Origin of the sequence: Citrobacter sp. Igbk 16 (assembly GCF_028069755.1) — a bacterium.
Taxonomy (GTDB): domain Bacteria; phylum Pseudomonadota; class Gammaproteobacteria; order Enterobacterales; family Enterobacteriaceae; genus Citrobacter.
This window is the reverse complement of the sequence record NZ_JANEWJ010000006.1, coordinates 18613-37241: the sequence shown is the minus strand read 5'-3', so window position 1 is coordinate 37241 and position 18629 is coordinate 18613. Positions and strand designations below refer to the sequence as shown.

17 protein-coding genes and 1 other RNA gene are annotated in these 18629 nt (G+C 50.7%); 10 read left to right on the top strand and 8 right to left on the bottom strand.

Annotated features, from left to right (window positions below; all coding sequences use genetic code 11):
• Nucleotides 1-154 precede the first annotated feature (154 nt).
• The 7 genes from aroD to ydiK form a co-directional block, all read right to left on the bottom strand.
• Nucleotides 155-913 (bottom strand): type I 3-dehydroquinate dehydratase, encoded by a 759-nt coding sequence (aroD, locus tag NNO03_RS06130; RefSeq protein WP_271449077.1) that lies wholly within the window; start codon nt 911-913, stop codon nt 155-157.
• A 34-nt stretch (nt 914-947) separates the two neighbouring features.
• On the bottom strand, nt 948-1814 hold the full coding sequence (gene ydiB / locus NNO03_RS06125; protein WP_271440775.1) for a quinate/shikimate dehydrogenase: 867 nt from the start codon (nt 1812-1814) through the stop codon (nt 948-950).
• Between the two features lie 21 nt (nt 1815-1835).
• Nucleotides 1836-3071, bottom strand: coding sequence for an MFS transporter (locus NNO03_RS06120; RefSeq protein ID WP_202038793.1), 1236 nt, complete (start codon nt 3069-3071; stop codon nt 1836-1838).
• A gap of 242 nt (nt 3072-3313) precedes the next feature.
• Nucleotides 3314-4534 carry an MFS transporter gene (locus NNO03_RS06115; protein WP_271440776.1) on the bottom strand — a complete coding sequence of 407 codons (1221 nt, stop codon included), beginning with the start codon at nt 4532-4534 and terminating at the stop codon, nt 3314-3316.
• 146 nt (nt 4535-4680) lie between these two features.
• On the bottom strand, nt 4681-5037 hold the full coding sequence (locus tag NNO03_RS06110; protein ID WP_271449076.1) for a YdiL family protein: 357 nt from the start codon (nt 5035-5037) through the stop codon (nt 4681-4683).
• A gap of 192 nt (nt 5038-5229) precedes the next feature.
• Nucleotides 5230-5337, bottom strand: an RNA gene (gene rprA / locus NNO03_RS06105) — antisense sRNA RprA.
• Nucleotides 5338-5525: 188 nt separating this feature from the next.
• Nucleotides 5526-6635 carry an AI-2E family transporter YdiK gene (ydiK, locus tag NNO03_RS06100; protein WP_271440778.1) on the bottom strand — a complete coding sequence of 370 codons (1110 nt, stop codon included), beginning with the start codon at nt 6633-6635 and terminating at the stop codon, nt 5526-5528.
• A gap of 213 nt (nt 6636-6848) precedes the next feature.
• Between ydiK and NNO03_RS06095 the strand changes: the two genes are divergently transcribed.
• From NNO03_RS06095 to NNO03_RS06085, 3 genes are all read left to right on the top strand, one after another.
• Nucleotides 6849-9905 carry an FAD-binding and (Fe-S)-binding domain-containing protein gene (locus NNO03_RS06095; RefSeq protein WP_271449075.1) on the top strand — a complete coding sequence of 1019 codons (3057 nt, stop codon included), beginning with the start codon at nt 6849-6851 and terminating at the stop codon, nt 9903-9905.
• Nucleotides 9902-10312, top strand: coding sequence for a 1,4-dihydroxy-2-naphthoyl-CoA hydrolase (gene menI / locus NNO03_RS06090; protein WP_271449074.1), 411 nt, complete (start codon nt 9902-9904; stop codon nt 10310-10312). The genes NNO03_RS06095 and menI overlap by 4 nt, the downstream gene beginning before the upstream one ends.
• Nucleotides 10313-10389: 77 nt before the next feature.
• Nucleotides 10390-10578: a YdiH family protein gene (locus NNO03_RS06085; protein ID WP_005120249.1), complete on the top strand. Its 189-nt coding sequence runs from the start codon at nt 10390-10392 to the stop codon at nt 10576-10578.
• Between the two features lie 70 nt (nt 10579-10648).
• Here the strand turns inward: NNO03_RS06085 and NNO03_RS06080 are convergent, their stop codons facing one another.
• The gene (locus tag NNO03_RS06080; RefSeq protein ID WP_271449073.1) at nt 10649-11500 is read right to left on the bottom strand and encodes a Vmh family MBL fold metallo-hydrolase; all 852 of its coding nucleotides are present in this window, start codon (nt 11498-11500) and stop codon (nt 10649-10651) included.
• 122 nt (nt 11501-11622) lie between these two features.
• On the opposite strand from NNO03_RS06080, the gene NNO03_RS06075 reads away from it, so the two are divergent.
• The 7 genes from NNO03_RS06075 (at nt 11623) to sufE (ending at nt 18509) form a co-directional block, all read left to right on the top strand.
• Nucleotides 11623-12498: a LysR family transcriptional regulator gene (locus NNO03_RS06075; RefSeq protein WP_271449072.1), complete on the top strand. Its 876-nt coding sequence runs from the start codon at nt 11623-11625 to the stop codon at nt 12496-12498.
• Between the two features lie 491 nt (nt 12499-12989).
• The gene (gene sufA, locus NNO03_RS06070) at nt 12990-13358 is read left to right on the top strand and encodes a Fe-S cluster assembly scaffold SufA (protein WP_005120243.1); all 369 of its coding nucleotides are present in this window, start codon (nt 12990-12992) and stop codon (nt 13356-13358) included.
• 8 nt (nt 13359-13366) lie between these two features.
• The gene (sufB, locus tag NNO03_RS06065) at nt 13367-14854 is read left to right on the top strand and encodes a Fe-S cluster assembly protein SufB (RefSeq protein ID WP_061067803.1); all 1488 of its coding nucleotides are present in this window, start codon (nt 13367-13369) and stop codon (nt 14852-14854) included.
• A gap of 16 nt (nt 14855-14870) precedes the next feature.
• A complete protein-coding gene (sufC, locus tag NNO03_RS06060; protein WP_271440783.1) occupies nt 14871-15617 on the top strand; it encodes a Fe-S cluster assembly ATPase SufC in 747 nt (248 codons plus the stop codon).
• Nucleotides 15592-16863 carry a Fe-S cluster assembly protein SufD gene (sufD, locus tag NNO03_RS06055; protein ID WP_271449071.1) on the top strand — a complete coding sequence of 424 codons (1272 nt, stop codon included), beginning with the start codon at nt 15592-15594 and terminating at the stop codon, nt 16861-16863. Before sufC ends, sufD begins: the two co-directional genes overlap by 26 nt.
• Nucleotides 16860-18080, top strand: a complete 1221-nt coding sequence (gene sufS, locus NNO03_RS06050; protein ID WP_271440785.1) for a cysteine desulfurase SufS — start codon at nt 16860-16862, stop codon at nt 18078-18080. Before sufD ends, sufS begins: the two co-directional genes overlap by 4 nt.
• A 12-nt stretch (nt 18081-18092) precedes the next feature.
• Nucleotides 18093-18509, top strand: coding sequence for a cysteine desulfuration protein SufE (sufE, locus tag NNO03_RS06045; RefSeq protein ID WP_271440786.1), 417 nt, complete (start codon nt 18093-18095; stop codon nt 18507-18509).
• The last annotated feature ends 120 nt before the right edge of the window (nt 18510-18629 follow it).

Below are 18629 nucleotides of genomic sequence, written 5' to 3'. Positions count from 1 at the left end.
AAACTCCATGTTATATTCGTGCGAATACCTATCGCTATATTCGATAATAGTGTTTTGCGTTATTTGAAAATATTTAATCGTCTGCCAGATATTCGTGGCAAAACGAATATCTGGGGCAGGGTGTTATTTATTGCAATTTAAAAATATTTGGCTATTAAGCCTGGTGTAATATTGTCAGAACGGTACGTAGATCGGTTACGGAGATTTGTCCTGGGGCCGAGGCTTTTTTCACCGCACCAAACGTCGCCGCTGAACCGAAGACTTCACCGGACAGTCGTGAGATCACACCGGTTTTCGCCATTGACATGGTAATAATAGGGCGGTCGGCGTAGCGTTCCTGCATCTCCAGCGTTGCGCTAAGCAATGTCAGCACATCCGTTTTGCTTTGCGGCATCAACGCGATTTTGGGAATATCTGCACCAAGTTCCTGCATCTTACGCAGTCGCTGGACAATATCATCGGCTACAGGTGTCTTGTGAAAATCATGGTTCGACATAATAACGAAGACATTTTTCGCGTGTGCATGCTCGACGGTGGCTTTAACCAGGTCATCACCGGTGAAAAGCTCCAGGTCAATCATATCCACCAGACCGCTGTCCACTGCTGCACGATTTAATGCAATATAGTTTTCGACGGACAGTGCCTGTTCACCACCTTCCTGTGCACTACGGAAGGTGAACAGCAACGGTTTATCAGTTATCACATCACGGATCGCACGTGCGGCCTCCAGTACTGCGTCAATGGAAGCGACATCGGCGAAATGGTCAACACGCCATTCCAGAATGTCGAAATCCGCTTCGCGATAGGCCAGTGCTTCGCTTTTTACCGTTGAGATGTCTTTACCCATCAGTGAGACAATGATCTTCGGCGCACCCTCGCCAATCACGAGGTTTCTTACGGTTACGGTTTTCATTGATTACCCTTTAACTATTCACAAATACTGCCCATCAGGCTGTAAAACCCATAACCTGTTTGACATACTCCAGCGGGAAGTCTTTCCCGGTCCAGAGCTTGAACTGCTCAGCCCCTTGCCACAACAACATGCCGTAACCATCAATCGTTTTGCAACCGGCATGTTGTGCCTGTTGCAACAACTTGGTCATATGCGGGTTATACACACATTCGGTCACCAGCAGTTCCGGGCGAAGCAGGGAAACGTCGGTCACAATAGATTCGTTATCCAGCGGTTTCATGCCGACTTTCGTGCCGTTGGTCAAAATATCCGCGCTGGCGAGAGCCTCGGCAAAAGCCTGGCGATCGGCAAGGTCGATAACGGTGACAACGCAGTCGGTGTTTTCATTAACACGTTTGGCGAATGCCTGCGCCTTTTCAAAGAACTCATCTTTACGGTTAAAGATCTTAATTTCTTTGATGCCTTCAATAGCTGCCTGAGCGCCAATGGCTGTAGACGCGCCGCCCGCGCCCAACAGTACCATGGTTTTACCCTTAATATCGAAGCCGCTTTCTTTAATCGCGCGAATATGGCCGGTGCCGTCGGTGTTGTAACCACGCAGGTAGCCATCATCATTAACGATGGTGTTGATTGCGCCAACCAGTTTGGCGGCAGGCGTCAATTCATCAACATATTCACAGGCCAGCTGTTTATTGGGCATGGAAACCCCGGTACCACGCATTTTTAACGCTTTTAAACCGGCAATGGCATTAGCAAATGTTGAGTTATCGACTTCAAATGCCATGTAGGTAAAAGGCAGCCCTGCTTTTTCTAATGCTTTATTTTGCATTTCAGGGGACAGACTGTGTCTGATAGGGTAGGCCATCAGACCAATCAGTTCATATTTTGCAGTTACGTCCATTTGATACTCCTTCTAAACAATTTATTGAAAATAACGTTCGCCCAACCGCACATCGTTTTTGGGGATATCAAATACGCGGTAATAGCGAATAAAGACGATGATGGCGGTGATGAATGCCAGCAGAGCAAATGCAAGGTCCAGCAAGATGATGTATTGCAGGCCGATGTTAGAAAGGTATCCGGTGATCAGTGGGATAATAAAGTTGGCTACACCACCCATCATCATATAAACACTGGTGACTTTGGCTTTGCTCTTCGGGAAAAACTCCGACATCACCGAGACACCGAGCTGTAAAATACCGCCAGCAGCAGAGAAGCCAATCAGAAACGATCCTGCGTTACAAACCAGCGGAGAGGGATACAAATAAATGACCGCAGCGGTAATGCTTGCCAAACCGGCGTTAAAAACGTTAGCCCAAATGGGGCGAACCATTTTCTTCAGGAGGGCAGCAAAGATGAATACGCAGACCAGCGATCCCATGCTGTAGTAAGAGATGGTTTTTAAGGCGTCAGTTTCTGCCATGCCAGCAAATGCCATGGCATATTTCGGCATCCAGACCACGATGACATAGAAGGTTGAGAATGCGGCAACCCCAAACAGCACGGAAGCGACACCTTCCAACCAGACCAGGGGTTTACTGTTCATCTGTGGCAGATCTTTGGCGAGACCCGCGTCCACCATCTGACTGGGAAAGCGACTTTTTAACAGCATCAGGGTGATGACCACGAACAGGACACCCGGGATGATGACCGCATAGCCGTACCAGACATGGTTGAGCAGCATGGTACTGACGATGATGGGGTAAATCATCTGGCCAAACGACACCATGGCTTTAACCAGAATAACCGCCGAGCCGGATGCTTTAGGGAAACATTCCATTAACGCAGGATAACCACCGGTATCCAGCGCTGAATTTGCTACGCCAACGCATACAGCAAGAATAAAGGCAATCATCAGATTGGGGCTGGCGGGAATACCGAAGAAGAACAGCATATATAGAATAACGCCTAACAAAATGATAGCCCGGCGACCGAACTTATCTGATAGAACGCCAAAGAATAAAATACTGACCAGTCGACCAAGACCAATACCGGAAATTAGATAGGCAATTCCTGCATTATCGGTTGAAAACTTTTCAGCCAGGGAGGTCATGTTTTGCGCCAGTGTGATGACGCTAATACCGTGTAAAAAATAACTTAAATAAATACAGGTTATCGCCAGAAGAAATGGCGTGTTAAAGGTCTTTTTCTGAGACATTTTTTCACAACTCCTTGCGGATTTTAAAATTATTCTGTGCTCGTCGGTGTAGTTTAAATTTCGGCGACCTTGTAATTAATATACCAGGCAGTAGTTATTGTACCTACATAGCATGGCGTTTAAGTTACCAGGTATATTGCATATCAAACTGTGAAATCTAATTCGTCAGACCGACGTTTTGCCGTTATTTTAAAAATACGTCCAATTATTTTGCAGAAGAGGGGAACAATATTGCATCCGCGCTATTGCGCGAGCGGAGCCATGTTTAACTGACGCTTTGCGGCAAGTCGGCTGCGATAACCAATAAACAGTGCCAGCAGGAAGCCGAGTGCAGCAATGCCTGCATCAAACCACATGATGTGCGCAATGCTGGTTTCGGAGAGCCTGGCGGTAATCAGTGGGATCGTGAAGGTCGCGATACTGCCCGCGCTGTAGTAAATACCGGTAGCTTTACCTTTCGCATGCGGAAAGCGAGCAGCCATTAGCGTTAGACCGATTTGTACGACACCACCGGCTGAAGAGAATCCGATGACAAAGGCGAATGTAATCACGACCCAGGTTGTTGGATGCAGGCAAACCGCCAGCAGCGCGACAAAGGAGATAAAGGTGTACAGCATTAACAGAGATGTTGCACGACCCGCTTTTCTCGCCAGGGGAGCAGTAATGAATACGCACAACAGCGAACCACAGGTGTAAATACTTAACAGCTTGATAGATAACGTATACGGCATACCGGCGACAAACTGACCATACTGTGCCAGCCACTGGCTAACCAGATAAAATGTGGCCATCGAGATATAGCCATACAACGTGTAACTCCCCAGATCGAGAAGGGAACAACGGTGCTCTGGTTGGATCGGTTCCTGTAAAACGGATGATGGCGTGATGGAATGCTTCGGTCCAGGATGTGCAGGAAAGCGGCAACGAAACAAAAATATGCCGTTGACTGCCATAATTCCCGCCGCCAGCAAGAAGGACCAGCCAAACCAGAGTTCAGCCCACACCAGCAGGCTGATAACCATCGGCAACAGAAACTGGCCGCTGGACACAAAGGCTTTAATCAGAATATTGGCGGTGCTGGGCGAGCGGGGGAAGGCTTCCATCAGGCTGGGGTAGGTTCCGGCATCAAGAAAACTGTTTGCCATTCCCGCTAAAAAACCAAAGGCGTAGGCAATCACAATGCTATGAGTATTGATGATGCCAAAAAAGAAGATTAGGTAGCAGATCATGCCAAAAATGATAAACGGTCTGCGGCCATAGCGATCGGAGAGCATGCCTGCAACTAATAGAACGCTTAACCGACCGATACCAAGGGAGGAGATGACAATCGAGACCCCCGCTGCATTAGTTTGCCACTGTTGTTCAAGTGAGGACATATTGAGGGACATTAGAATGACCCCCATACCGTGTACCAGGTAATTAAGGTACAGCCCTATCGCAGTGGAGAAATAGGTGTTTTTCATAATGTGTTACTCAGCGAAGAGGCTAAATGGATGTTGTGTTCTGTGTCGCGTAGGGCGTGTTAGCCCAAATAGTATGCAGACTGCGCGTGAGCGAGGGCATATTGTCGGGTGCCCGTGTTGCAACGTAGTGGTGACGTTATAACCGCTTAACACAAACGCTCAAGGTTGTGTGCATAGAGTTCCACAGCAGCCGATTGATAGATTTTCCAGTCGAGAAAATTGTCGTGGCTATAAACTGCCTGAAAAGAAACCAGATCGGGGAAAAAACGCATCGTGTTATTACCGATACGATTATTTATTTTTTCGATGATCGCGTTAATTCTTAACTTTCTCTTTGCTTTCATTTCTGTACAAATGCGCGCGATGTTTTCTGGGATTTCTTTTTCACCGCTTTCCCATTGTTGCCAGGCGACAATGTCGCCATCCCGCGCGATATACGCGGCGCTTTCTTCCACCGTCATAGCAAAAATATGGCGGATAGCCTGCAATTCTAATGCGTTCATTATTTAATCACTTCATAAAAGACAGTGGAATAGTAATAACATTAATGTGGATATTTCGGCTTGAAGAGAGTCACAGTATCTTGTGCAATATTATTTGTTATTAATCTGTGAAGTCGGTGCATTTGGTGTGAGAGTGAAATAAAGCAATGGGCTAGCTGATGCGATGTAGGTCGTTAGGGGGAGAGTTCAGGATAAAAAAAAAGCCCATCGTGGGAGATGGGCAAAGACTACACACAGCAATTCGTTATTTCACTCAGGGGATTTCCATGCTTATAAATCAATGTGTTGATCTAAAGCCTTGGGGTAATAGTAGGCATGCTGCTTTTTCACGTCGATCAGATTCATCTCAATAGTTTAAAAACTGTAAAGAATTTGCGACATAAATGAGTATTCACACAGGGCTGGCGTTGGATTCGGTTCGGGGAGCTGTGATGCGATTATAAGCAATATTAAACAATCAGGCGGCAATGTTGCCGCCTGATGCTGTACTACTTATTGCTTTCGATTTCAGCGATTTCTTCGAGGATTTGGTCCGGGTCGGTGCCCGGTGCAGGGGCTTCGTTGACCCATGCGGAGAACAGGCGCCATGAAACAGCCAGCACCACTGGGCCGATAAACAGACCAATCATACCGAATGCAATCAACCCACCGATCACCCCGGAAAGAATGAGGATCAATGGCAAATCAGCACCCATACGAATCAGCATGGGACGAATAACGTTATCCAGTGTTCCGACCACACCGCTCCACACAAGTAGCACCGTGCCCCAGGTAGAGTCACCTGTCCAGTAAAGCCAGATAATAGCTGGAACCAGCACCGGTAAAGGCCCCAGTTGCACCAGACAGGAGAGGATCATCAACACCGCCAGTAGTGTAGCGTAAGGTACCCCCGTTACCGCCAGACCAATGCCACCGAGGACGGCCTGCACCAGCGCCGTGACGACCACGCCTAATGCAACCGCACGAATGGCCTGTGCTGCCAACAGAATTGCAGCGTCACCGCGTTTCGATGCAAGACGGCAGGCGAAGTGGCGAATACCTAGCGCCACCTGCTCACCGCGCCAGTACAGCAGGGCGCTGAATAGCAACATCAAGCCACAGTGCATCATAAAGCGGCCAATATGCGCGGCCTGGCCAACAAACCAGGTGGTTGTGGTACCGATATAGGGACGAACCTTAGCCATGATAGCCGAACCGCCCATATCCAACAGACTGTGCCATGCGCCATAGAGTTTGGCACCCACCAGAGGAATACTGTTTAACCACGCCAGATCCGGCAGCGTCATATCACCGGCGGTAACGGCATGAATCAGAGGACCACTGCCATCAACGATGCTGTTGACCAACAGAGCGATAGGAATAATGAATAACAGAACTAACAACAGGGTCATCACCAGCACGGCAAGCGAACGGCGTCCCCACAGCAATTTTTGTATACGTATCAGGATGGGCCAGGTCGCAATAACCACCGTACCTGCCCAGGCAAAACCGAGGATAAAGGGTTGCACAATCCAGAGACAGGCCACAATCATGATGGCTAAAAACAGCACCGATAGCAGCACTTGTGCAATATCCCTGGGCTGACGGAAATTTACCATAAATACTTTTCACCTTTGTCTTTGCGTCAGAACGTTGACGCGACGTGAACACGTTAATCACACTCTATAATGATGAGCAATTTCAGCGGTTTTGAACAGGCGGATTCTGCCTGTAAATCTGCTGAGCGTATTAGAAAAAAATGTGATACAACAAACAAAGCAACACGCAAACGATTAAATTCACAACACAGACCGCAGGAAAGGGTCACTATAATGATTCCACAAATTTCTCAGGCGCCAGGTGTCGTTCAACTGGTGCTCAATTTTTTGCAGGCGCTGGAGCAGCAAGGGTTCACGGGCGATACGGCAACGAGCTATGCCGATCGTCTGACAATGTCGACGGATAACAGTATCTATCAGCTTCTGCCTGATGCCGTGGTGTTTCCTCGTTCGACGGCTGATGTGGCACTTATCGCTCGCCTGGCGTCAGAGCCGCTCTTTTCGTCGTTGATTTTTACCCCTCGCGGTGGCGGCACAGGCACCAACGGTCAGGCGCTTAATCAGGGCATTATTGTTGATATGTCCCGTTACATGAGCCGCATCATCGAAATCAATGTGCAGGAAGGTTGGGTGCGGGTAGAGGCGGGGGTGATAAAAGATCAGCTTAACCAATATCTGAAACCCTACGGCTATTTCTTTGCGCCTGAATTGTCCACCAGTAACCGGGCGACGTTGGGGGGAATGATCAACACCGACGCTTCCGGGCAAGGTTCGTTGGTCTACGGTAAAACCTCCGATCACGTGCTGGGTATCCGCGCGGTATTGATGGGCGGGGATATTCTCGATACCCAGCCGATGCCGGTTGAGTTTGCCGAAATGCTCGGTAAAAACAATACGGCGATTGGGCGTATCTATAAAACGGTGTATGAACGGTGCCGCGATAACCGACAGCTGATCATTGATAAATTCCCCAAGCTCAATCGCTTCCTGACCGGTTACGATCTGCGGCACGTCTTCAATGATGAGATGACCGAGTTTGATTTAACCCGCATCCTTACGGGGTCTGAAGGTACGCTGGCATTTATCACCGAAGCCCGCCTTGATATCACGCCGCTGCCTAAAGTTCGGCGATTGGTCAACGTCAAATACGATTCGTTTGACTCTGCATTGCGTAATGCGCCGGTGATGGTGGAGGCGCGTGCGCTGTCGGTCGAAACCGTCGATTCCAAAGTGCTTAATCTGGCGCGGGAAGATATTGTCTGGCACTCCGTCAGCGAATTGATTACCGATGTCCCGGATAAAGAGATGCTCGGGCTGAATATCGTCGAGTTTGCGGGTGACGATGAAGCATTAATTGATTCGCAGGTCAGTGCGCTGTGTGAACGCCTGGACGGGCTAATTGCCCGGCAGGAAGCCGGTGTGATTGGCTGGCAACTGTGTACCGAACTGGCCGGCGTCGAGCGCATCTACGCCATGCGGAAAAAGGCCGTTGGTCTGCTGGGTAATGCCAAAGGCTCTGCGAAGCCGATTCCGTTTGCCGAAGATACCTGCGTACCGCCGGAACACCTGGCCGACTATATTGCCGAGTTCCGTGCGCTACTTGATAGTCATGGCCTGAGCTATGGCATGTTTGGTCACGTGGATGCCGGGGTACTGCACGTCAGACCCGCGCTGGATATGTGCGATCCGCAACAAGAAGTGCTGATGAAACGCATCTCTGATGATGTGGTGGCACTGACGGCAAAATACGGTGGCCTGCTGTGGGGCGAACACGGGAAAGGTTTCCGCGCTGAGTACAGCCCGGCGTTCTTTGGCGAGGAACTGTATCGCGAACTGCGCAAAGTGAAGTCGGCGTTTGATCCGCAAAACCGGCTCAATCCGGGGAAAATTTGCCCTCCGGAAGCCATCGATGCGCCAATGATGAAAGTGGATGCGGTTAAACGTGGGACTTACGATCGTCAAATCCCGCTGGCCGTTCGACAGGAGTGGCGTGGAGCAATGGAGTGTAACGGCAACGGGTTATGCTTTAACTTCGATGCGAAAAGCCCGATGTGTCCGTCGATGAAAATTAGCCTCAATCGCATTCACTCGCCAAAAGGGCGTGCAACGCTGGTACGGGAATGGTTGCGTCTGTTGGCCGATCGTGGGATTGACCCCGTGAAACTGGAAAAAGAGTTGCCAGAAAAACGTGCCAGTTTACGTATGCTAATCGCCCGTACCCGCAACAGCTGGCATGCACGTAAGGGCGAGTATGATTTCTCGCATGAAGTGAAAGAGGCGATGTCCGGGTGTCTGGCATGTAAAGCGTGTTCGACGCAGTGCCCGATAAAAATTGACGTTCCGGAATTCCGCTCGCGCTTCCTGCAGCTGTATCACACGCGCTATCTGCGCCCGCTCCGCGATCATATGGTCGCCACCGTTGAGAGTTATGCACCGCTAATGGCGCGCGCACCTAAAACGTTCAACTTTTTCATCAATCAACCGCTGGTACGTAATCTGGCTAAAAAACACATCGGCATGGTGGATTTGCCGCTGTTGTCTGCGCCATCATTACAACGACAGTTGGTCGGGCATCGTTCGGCCAATATGACGCTGGAACAGCTTGAAGCTCTCAGCCAGGAACAAAAAGCCCGTACGGTGCTGGTGGTGCAGGACCCTTTCACCAGCTATTACGATGCACAGGTAGTGGCTGATTTCATCCGACTGGTAGAAAAATTGGGTTTACAGCCGGTGCTGTTGCCATTCTCGCCTAACGGTAAAGCGCAGCATATAAAGGGCTTTTTAAACCGGTTTGCGAAAACGGCGAAAAAGACCGCTGAATTCCTCAACCGGGTGGCAAAGCTGAATATCCCGATGGTCGGTGTCGATCCGGCGCTGGTGCTATGTTATCGCGATGAATACAAGCTGGCGCTCGGCGAGCAGCGCGGTGATTTCCATGTCTTACTGGTCAATGAGTGGTTATCGGCTGTACTGGCGTCACAACCGTCGGTCGCTGTTGGTGGTGAACCGTGGTACTTCTTCGGACACTGTACCGAAGTGACCGCTCTGCCGGGAGCACCTGCGCAGTGGGCCGCGATTTTTGCCCGGTTTGGGGCCAAACTGGAAAATGTCAGCGTGGGGTGCTGCGGGATGGCGGGTACGTATGGCCATGAAGTGAAGAATCACCAGAACTCTTTAGGGATCTATGAGTTATCATGGCACCAGGCAATGCAACGATTGCCGCGTAACCGTTGTCTGGCAGCCGGGTATTCATGTCGCAGCCAGGTTAAACGCGTAGAAGGCACGGGCGTTCGCCACCCATTACAGGCATTACTGGAGATTATAGGATGATCTGGAAACGTGAAGTCACACTCGAGGCGCTCAACGCCATGGGTGAAGGAAATATGGTAGGGCTGCTCGATATTTGTTTTGTGCATATCGGCGACAATACTCTGGAAGCCACAATGCCCGTGGACCATCGCACCAAACAACCCTTTGGTTTGTTGCACGGCGGGGCGTCTGTCGTGCTGGCTGAAAGCATTGGCTCGGTGGCTGGATATCTGTGTACGCAGGGCGATCAGAAAGTGGTGGGCCTTGAGATTAACGCCAACCACGTTCGTTCTGCACGTGAAGGGCTTGTCAGAGGGGTGTGCAGCCCTGTGCATACCGGTTCACGTCATCAGGTGTGGCAAATCGAAATCTTCGATGAGCAGGGCCGGTTATGCTGCACCTCGCGACTGACGACTGCTATTTTGTGATGCATGTTGAGTTTGGTCATTATCTGCGCAGGTAATGGTGTTATACTGTGCAGGTTCTGAACACAAGCGAGGATGATATGTCTACCCAATTAGACCCGGCCCAACTGGCAATAGAATTTTTACGTCGTGATAAAACCGATCTTTCACCGGCTCAGTACCTGAAAAGACTGAAACAATTAGAGCTGGAGTTTGCCGATTTATTAACGCTCTCTTCGACTGAACTGAAAGAAGAGATCTATTTTGCCTGGCGCCTGGGCGTTCATTGATTCCGGTATGCCTGTCGTAATAAAAACCCCGACACATGTGTTCGGGGTTATTTTTTGCCTTAAACCTTGTTTACCACTTCATCTCACCGGTATTCACTTTCGCACTCAGTTCCAGAGAGCTTTCGTCTGCAAGGCCAGGCCATGCTGTGGTCATTGTTTTTATCACGTAGGCTGAACCTTTTTTCGCGCCCAGCGCCTGTTCAAACGACTGAAGGTAATCCTGGGTGAAGCGAATTGCTTTATCACCCGCCGGGCGTTCGCCAATATAATGACCTGGAACCACCTGGGCAGGATGTAATTGCTGCATTTCGCTCAGCACGTTACGCCATGCCATGCGCCCAGCCGATGACTGCGTGTCCGCTGTCCAGACGTGAATACCTGAAGCGATACCGGTTCCGCCAATGATGGCGCGGTTCGCAGGGATCCAGACATATGCCGCATAGTCATTAGGATGGCGTAATTCCAGCGTTTCGCCATCAACCGTAAAGCGTGTTTGCGTGATGGCCTGCGGTACAGTGAGTGAAGTGGGGGCACCGTCTTTCATCTGTGGGCCCCAGAACTGTAATTTGGCTTCTTTGGTGGCACGGATATGATCCACCACGTGCGGCGTAGCCAGCACGTTGACACCTGGGAAGGCTTTGACGAGTGGCTCAAGGCCAAAATAGAAATCCGGATCGCCAGACGTGATCACAATGGCTTTCAGCGTCTTACCGCTGGAGCGAATCATTTGTACCAGTTTTTCACCGTCTTTGGTGCTGAATTGGGCATCAAACAAAATGGCTTCTTTCGGGCCGGACACCAGCGTAGAAGAGACCGGGAAAATAGCCTTTTCCTGCGGATTATAGACATCCAACTGTAGCGGAGCGGCAAATGCCGAAGAAGCAAACAGGGGTAACAGCATAGCCAGTGTATTGATTTTCATAACGGGGAACCTTGTGCAGGACATTGTCTTTTGATCGTTCCTGTATTTTAAGGAAATTCGGATCTGTTAGAATTCCCTTATCAGGACATGCTGAGTTTCATAAAACGATCGGATGGGATGCAATGGACAGAGTCATGGCGGCAACCGTTTTTAACCACATCTGTGATTTAGGCAGTTTGAGTGCCGCCGCGCGTGCGCTGGGGCTTTCCCGACCGATGGTCAGTCGCTATCTGGATGAGATGGAAAAGTGGACCGGGGCGCGGCTTATCCATCGTTCGTCACGACGGTTGACAATCACACCTGCCGGCGAAGAAGCGTTGGTGAAAACCCGCACCCTGGCACAGCTTTCGCGAGATATCGGTGCCGCCGGGCTCGCGCAAACCCCATCGGGCACGCTACGGGTAGCGTGTGCACATTTTACTGCCATACATATTCTGGCGCCGGTGCTGCCCGCGTTTCTTGCTCGCTATCCTGAACTCCGCATTGAAGTTGAGATCAACAATCAACCGGTAAGCCTGGTTGGGGAGCGTATCGATGTGGCGATCCGCATCACGGAAAATCCCGAGCCCGGAACGATTGCCCGGCGCTTAGGGGATTGTGAATCGGTGTTATGTGCCTCCGTGGATTACCTTAACCAGCATGGCATCCCAAAAACCGTCGACGATCTTGCGCAGCATAATTGCCTTTATTACAGTGGATTTGCCGGAAAGTCATGGCACTTTCTGGATGCGCAAGGGCAAGCCGTCACGGTGGCCATTAAAGGGAATTTAAGCGCCGGTATCTCGTCACTGCTATGTGAATCCGCCCTGGCGGGGATGGGGATTGCGTTGGTTCCTGAGCAGGAGGCGAGAGAAGGGCTGGCGCAGGGGAGATTAATACGACTTCTCCCCCAACTACAGCCTAAACGCCTGCCTATTTATGGTTTATATCTTTCCCGCGATCACCAGCCTGCGGGGTTGCGGCTGTTGCTGGACGAACTGAATGAGACACAGCGCTAACTATGTGATTGAGCGTGTTTATAAAATAGTCAAAGCGCAATTTGTGTTAAAAAAAATTTATCAGTGTATGAGATTATTCTGATCGCCCCTTCAAGAGCTAAGCCATTGTGAGTGCCGGAGATAAGCGCCGGATGGGGCCGGAACCCTTAAGTCTGCCAGCATGCAGACTTAAGGGTTTTTTATGGCCCACATGCGTTTTGAATCGCATTGTTCCCCCGTAGTCATCCCCACCTATCCCTTAAATAGACATTATCTATACATCTTTTAGCATTTGACCTGCCGGAACGATTACATATTCATAATCTATTATTAATCAATGTATTGAACAAAAAAATCCATCCCTGTTAACCCTCGCCGCAGGGTCTATGCTTAATAAAAGTCGTCAAAAAGGGCGGTTAACCCGAATGCCCCTGCTGTTGAGGGGTTGAAGTGATAATCATTATCACTAACATGGTGTTATAGCTTGAAAGCTAATGACTCGAGGTAACCCTATGGAATTGCATTCAGGAACATTTAATCCCAACGATTTTGCGTGGCGCGGGCTGACGTTAACGCCAGCGGCAGCGGCGCATATCCGTGAACTGGTGGCAAGGCAACCCGATATGTTGGGCGTGCGGTTAGGCGTGAAACAAACCGGATGCGCGGGATTCGGCTATGTGCTGGACACCGTCAAGCAACCTGAGAAAGACGATCTGCTATTTGAAACCGAGGGCGCCAGACTTTATGTCCCGTTACAGGCGATGCCGTTTATCGATGGAACTGAAGTCGATTTCGTTCGCGAAGGATTAAATCAGTTATTTAAATTTCATAACCCGAAAGCCCAGAACGAATGTGGCTGTGGCGAAAGCTTTGGGGTATAGGCGGTACTATGTCTCGTAACACTGAAGCAACTGACGATGTCAACACCTGGGCTGGCGGGCACCTCAATTACAAAGAGGGGTTCTTTACCCAACTCAAAACCGATGAACTGGCCAAAGGGATCAACGAAGAGGTTGTCCGGGCAATTTCGGCAAAACGAAATGAACCTGATTGGATGCTGGAATTCCGTCTGAATGCGTTTAACGCGTGGCTGACGATGGAAGAACCACACTGGCTAAAAGCGCACTATGACAAACTGAACTACCAGGACTATAGCTATTACTCTGCACCTTCTTGCGGTAACTGTGATGAAACCTGCGCCTCTGAGCCGGGAGCGGTTCAGCAAACGGGCGCGAATGCGTTTTTAAGCAAAGAGGTTGAAGACGCGTTCGAGCAGCTTGGCGTGCCGGTCCGTGAAGGCAAAGAAGTGGCGGTGGATGCCATTTTCGATTCGGTGTCAGTCGCGACGACCTACCGCGATAAGCTGGCGGAACAGGGTATTATTTTCTGCTCGTTCGGCGAGGCCATTCACGATCATCCTGAACTGGTAAAAAAATACCTCGGTACCGTCGTCCCGGGGAATGACAATTTCTTTGCCGCGCTGAATGCGGCGGTGGCATCGGACGGCACGTTTATTTATGTGCCGAAAGGTGTGCGCTGCCCAATGGAACTGTCGACTTACTTCCGTATCAATGCAGAAAAAACCGGACAGTTTGAACGCACGATTCTGGTGGCGGATGAGGGGAGTTACGTCAGCTATATCGAAGGTTGTTCGGCTCCGGTACGTGACAGTTACCAGCTGCATGCGGCGGTGGTTGAGGTGATCATCCATAAAGATGCTGAGGTGAAGTATTCAACGGTACAAAACTGGTTCCCCGGTGATGGCAATACCGGCGGCATCCTGAATTTCGTGACCAAACGTGCGCTGTGTGAAGGTGAAAACAGCAAAATGTCATGGACGCAGTCAGAGACCGGTTCAGCCATTACCTGGAAATACCCGAGCTGCATTCTGCGCGGTGATAATTCGATCGGTGAATTCTATTCTGTTGCGCTGACCAGCGGGCATCAGCAGGCTGATACTGGCACCAAAATGATTCACATCGGCAAGAACACGAAATCGACCATTATCTCGAAAGGAATTTCTGCCGGACATAGCCAGAACAGCTATCGTGGCTTAGTGAAAATTATGCCTACCGCCACTAACGCCCGTAACTACACCCAATGTGACTCAATGTTGATTGGTGCGGACTGTGGGGCGCATACCTTCCCGTATGTTGAGTGCCGTAACAACAGCGCTCAGCTTGAACACGAAGCGACGACCTCGCGCATTGGTGAAGACCAACTGTTCTACTGCCTGCAACGTGGCATCAGTGAAGAAGATGCTATCTCAATGATCGTCAATGGCTTCTGTAAAGACGTGTTCTCTGAGCTGCCGCTGGAATTTGCTGTGGAAGCGCAAAAACTTCTCGCCATAAGTCTTGAACACAGCGTCGGCTAAAATTTAAGGAAAGCACATGTTAAGCATTAAAGATTTACAGGTCAGTGTGGAAGATAAGGCGATCCTGCGTGGGCTGAGTCTTGAGATTCGCCCCGGGGAAGTACACGCCATTATGGGGCCGAACGGTTCCGGGAAAAGTACGTTGTCTGCGACACTCGCCGGACGAGAAGATTATGAAGTCACGGGCGGGACGGTTGAATTTAACGGTAAGAACTTGCTGGAACTGTCACCGGAAGACCGGGCTGGTGAAGGTATCTTTATGGCGTTTCAGTATCCAGTGGAGATCCCCGGCGTCAGCAATCAGTTTTTCCTGCAAACGGCACTGAATGCGGTGCGCGGCTACCGTGGCGAAGAGTCGCTGGACAGGTTTGACTTTCAGGACCTGATGGAAGAGAAAATTGCATTGCTGAAGATGCCGGCAGATTTGCTCACCCGTTCGGTGAACGTGGGTTTCTCCGGTGGTGAGAAAAAACGTAATGACATTCTGCAAATGGCGGTGCTGGAACCCCAGCTGTGCATCCTTGATGAGTCTGACTCTGGTCTGGATATCGATGCGCTGAAAATCGTGGCAGATGGCGTGAACGCATTGCGTGACGGAAAGCGTTCGTTTGTTATTGTCACCCACTACCAGCGAATCCTCGACTATATCAAACCCGATTACGTCCACGTTCTCTACCAGGGGCGCATTGTGAAGTCCGGTGATTTTACGCTGGTTAAACAACTGGAGGAGCAAGGGTATGGCTGGCTTAGTGAACAGCAGTAACGTGCTCCAGCAGTGGCACCATCTGTTTGAAGCGCAGGGTGAGCGTCGCTCACAGCATGCGCAACAACACCTGCAACAGATGTTGCGGCTGGGGTTGCCGACGCGTAAACATGAGGACTGGAAATATACGCCGCTGGAAGGGTTAACCAACAGCCAGTTTGTCAGCCGTTTTTCTGCAATAACGTCAGCACAGTGCGACGCGCTGAGCTGCGCTATTGATGCCCTACGTCTGGTGTTTGTTGACGGTCAGTACTGCGAGGCACTTAGCGACAGCATTGACGGCAGCGGCTTTGACATTACCGTTGATGATGCGCGTCAGGCGCTCCCTGCGGCTATCCAACCAGAGGTGTTCCTGCATCTGACCGAAAGCCTTTCACGCAGCGTCACGCACATACAGGTCAAACGACATCAACGTCCAGCGAAACCGCTGCTGTTGATGCACATCACCCAGGGGCTGGCGGGTGATGAGGTGAATACCGCGCACTATCGCCACCATCTTGAACTGGCTGAAGGCGCAGAAGCTACCGTCATTGAGCACTATGTTAGCCTGAATGCGCATCGACATTTTACCGGCGCACGCTTAACGATGAACGTGGCGGCAAATGCCCATTTGCACCATATCAAACTGGCGTTTGAGAATCCGGTTAGCCACCATTTCGCGCATAACGATATCCAGTTAGGGGCAGATGCGACGGCGATGAGTTACAGCTTCTTACTCGGTGGTGCGGTATTACGCCATCACACCAGTACCCAGCTTAACGGGGAGAACAGCACGCTGCGCCTTAACAGCCTGGCGATGCCGGTGAAAAATGAAGTTTGCGATACCCGAACCTGGCTTGAACACAATAAGGGGTATTGCAACAGCCGCCAGTTACATAAAACGATTGTCAGCGATAAAGGCCGTGCGGTGTTTAATGGCCTGATTAACGTGGCGCAGCATGCCATTAAAACTGACGGTCAGATGACGAACAATAATTTACTGCTCGGTAAACTGGCAGAAGTGGACACCAAGCCGCAACTGGAAATCTACGCTGATGACGTGAAATGCAGCCATGGGGCGACGGTAGGGCGGATCGACGATGAACAGATGTTCTATCTGCGTTCGCGTGGGATTGGCCAGCAGGATGCCCAACAGATGATTCTCTACGCGTTTGCCGCTGAGCTGACGGAAGCCCTGAGCGATGAAACGCTGAAACAACAGGTACTGGCGCGGATAGCCCAACGCCTACCGGGAGGCGTAGCATGACATTTCCCATTGAAAAAGTACGGGCGGACTTTCCGGTCCTGACGCGTGAGGTCAACGGCTTACCGCTGGCTTACCTCGACAGTGCTGCCAGTGCGCAAAAGCCCAACCAGGTGATTGATGCTGAGGCTGAGTTTTATCGGCATGGCTATGCGGCAGTCCATCGGGGTATTCATACGCTCAGTGCCCAGGCGACGGAAAAAATGGAGAATGTACGCAAGCTGGCGTCATTGTTTATTAACGCACGTTCTGCCGAAGAACTGGTGTTTGTCCGCGGCACGACGGAGGGCATCAACCTGGTGGCGAACAGTTGGGGCAGTAGCAATGTCCGGGCGGGTGATAACATCATCATCAGTGAAATGGAACACCACGCCAATATTGTCCCCTGGCAGATGCTGTGCGCCCGTGTAGGTGCGGAACTGCGTGTTATCCCACTGAATGCCGACGGGACGTTGCAACTGGAAACGTTGCCGACGCTGTTTGACGACCGTACTCAACTGTTGGCCATTACCCACGTATCGAATGTCCTGGGCACGGAAAACCCGCTGCCGGAGATGATTGAGCTGGCGCACCAGTACGGCGCAAAAGTGCTGGTAGATGGCGCGCAGGCGGTCATGCACCACCCGGTGGACGTGCAGGCACTGGATTGTGACTTTTATGTCTTCTCCGGACATAAGCTGTATGGACCCACCGGCATTGGCGTGCTGTATGCCAGAGAATCGCTGCTGCAGGAAATGCCGCCGTGGGAAGGCGGTGGCTCGATGATAGCAACCGTCAGTCTGAGTCAGGGAACGACGTGGGCCAAAGCCCCCTGGCGTTTTGAAGCCGGAACGCCGAACACCGGAGGGATTATCGGTCTGGGAGCGGCCATTGAATATGTTAGCGCGCTGGGGCTGACTGAAATCAGTGAATATGAGCAGTTCATGATGCGTTATGCGCTGGAGCAACTGGCGGAGGTACCTAATCTGACGCTCTACGGCCCGGAAAATCGTTTAGGCGTGATCGCCTTTAACCTGGGCAAACATCACGCGTATGACGTTGGTAGCTTTCTTGATAACTATGGAATTGCCGTGCGTACAGGGCATCACTGCGCGATGCCGTTGATGGCTTATTATCACGTTCCCGCGATGTGCCGGGCTTCCATTGCCATGTATAACACCCATGAAGAAGTGGATCGCCTGGTGACGGGACTCAAGCGTATTCATCACTTGTTGGGATAACAGGGAGGCATTATGGCTGCGCTACCGGATAAAGAAAAACTGTTGCGTAATTTTCTGCGTTGCGCTAATTGGGAAGAGAAATACCTGTACATCATTGAACTGGGTCAGCGGCTGCCGGAATTAAATGCCGACGATCGCTGCCCGGAAAATAGCATTCAGGGATGTCAAAGTCAGGTATGGATTGTTATGCGGCAGAATGCTGAAGGTATTATTGAATTGCAGGGCGACAGTGATGCGGCAATTGTGAAAGGACTTATCGCCGTCGTCTTCATTTTGTATGACCGGATGACGGCTCAGGATATTGTGAATTTTGATGTGCGTCCGTGGTTCGAAAAAATGGCGCTCGCACAACATCTCACACCTTCCCGTTCACAAGGACTGGAAGCGATGATACGGGCGATCCGCACCAAAGCCGCAACTCTTAGCTAAACTGATAAAACACGTCATCTTTCAGACTGACTGGAATGATTCCGTGAAAGGCACCGCAATGACTCGTAGGCCGGATCGGACGCTTGCCGTCATCCGGCAATAACGCCAGGGGGGTGAGTG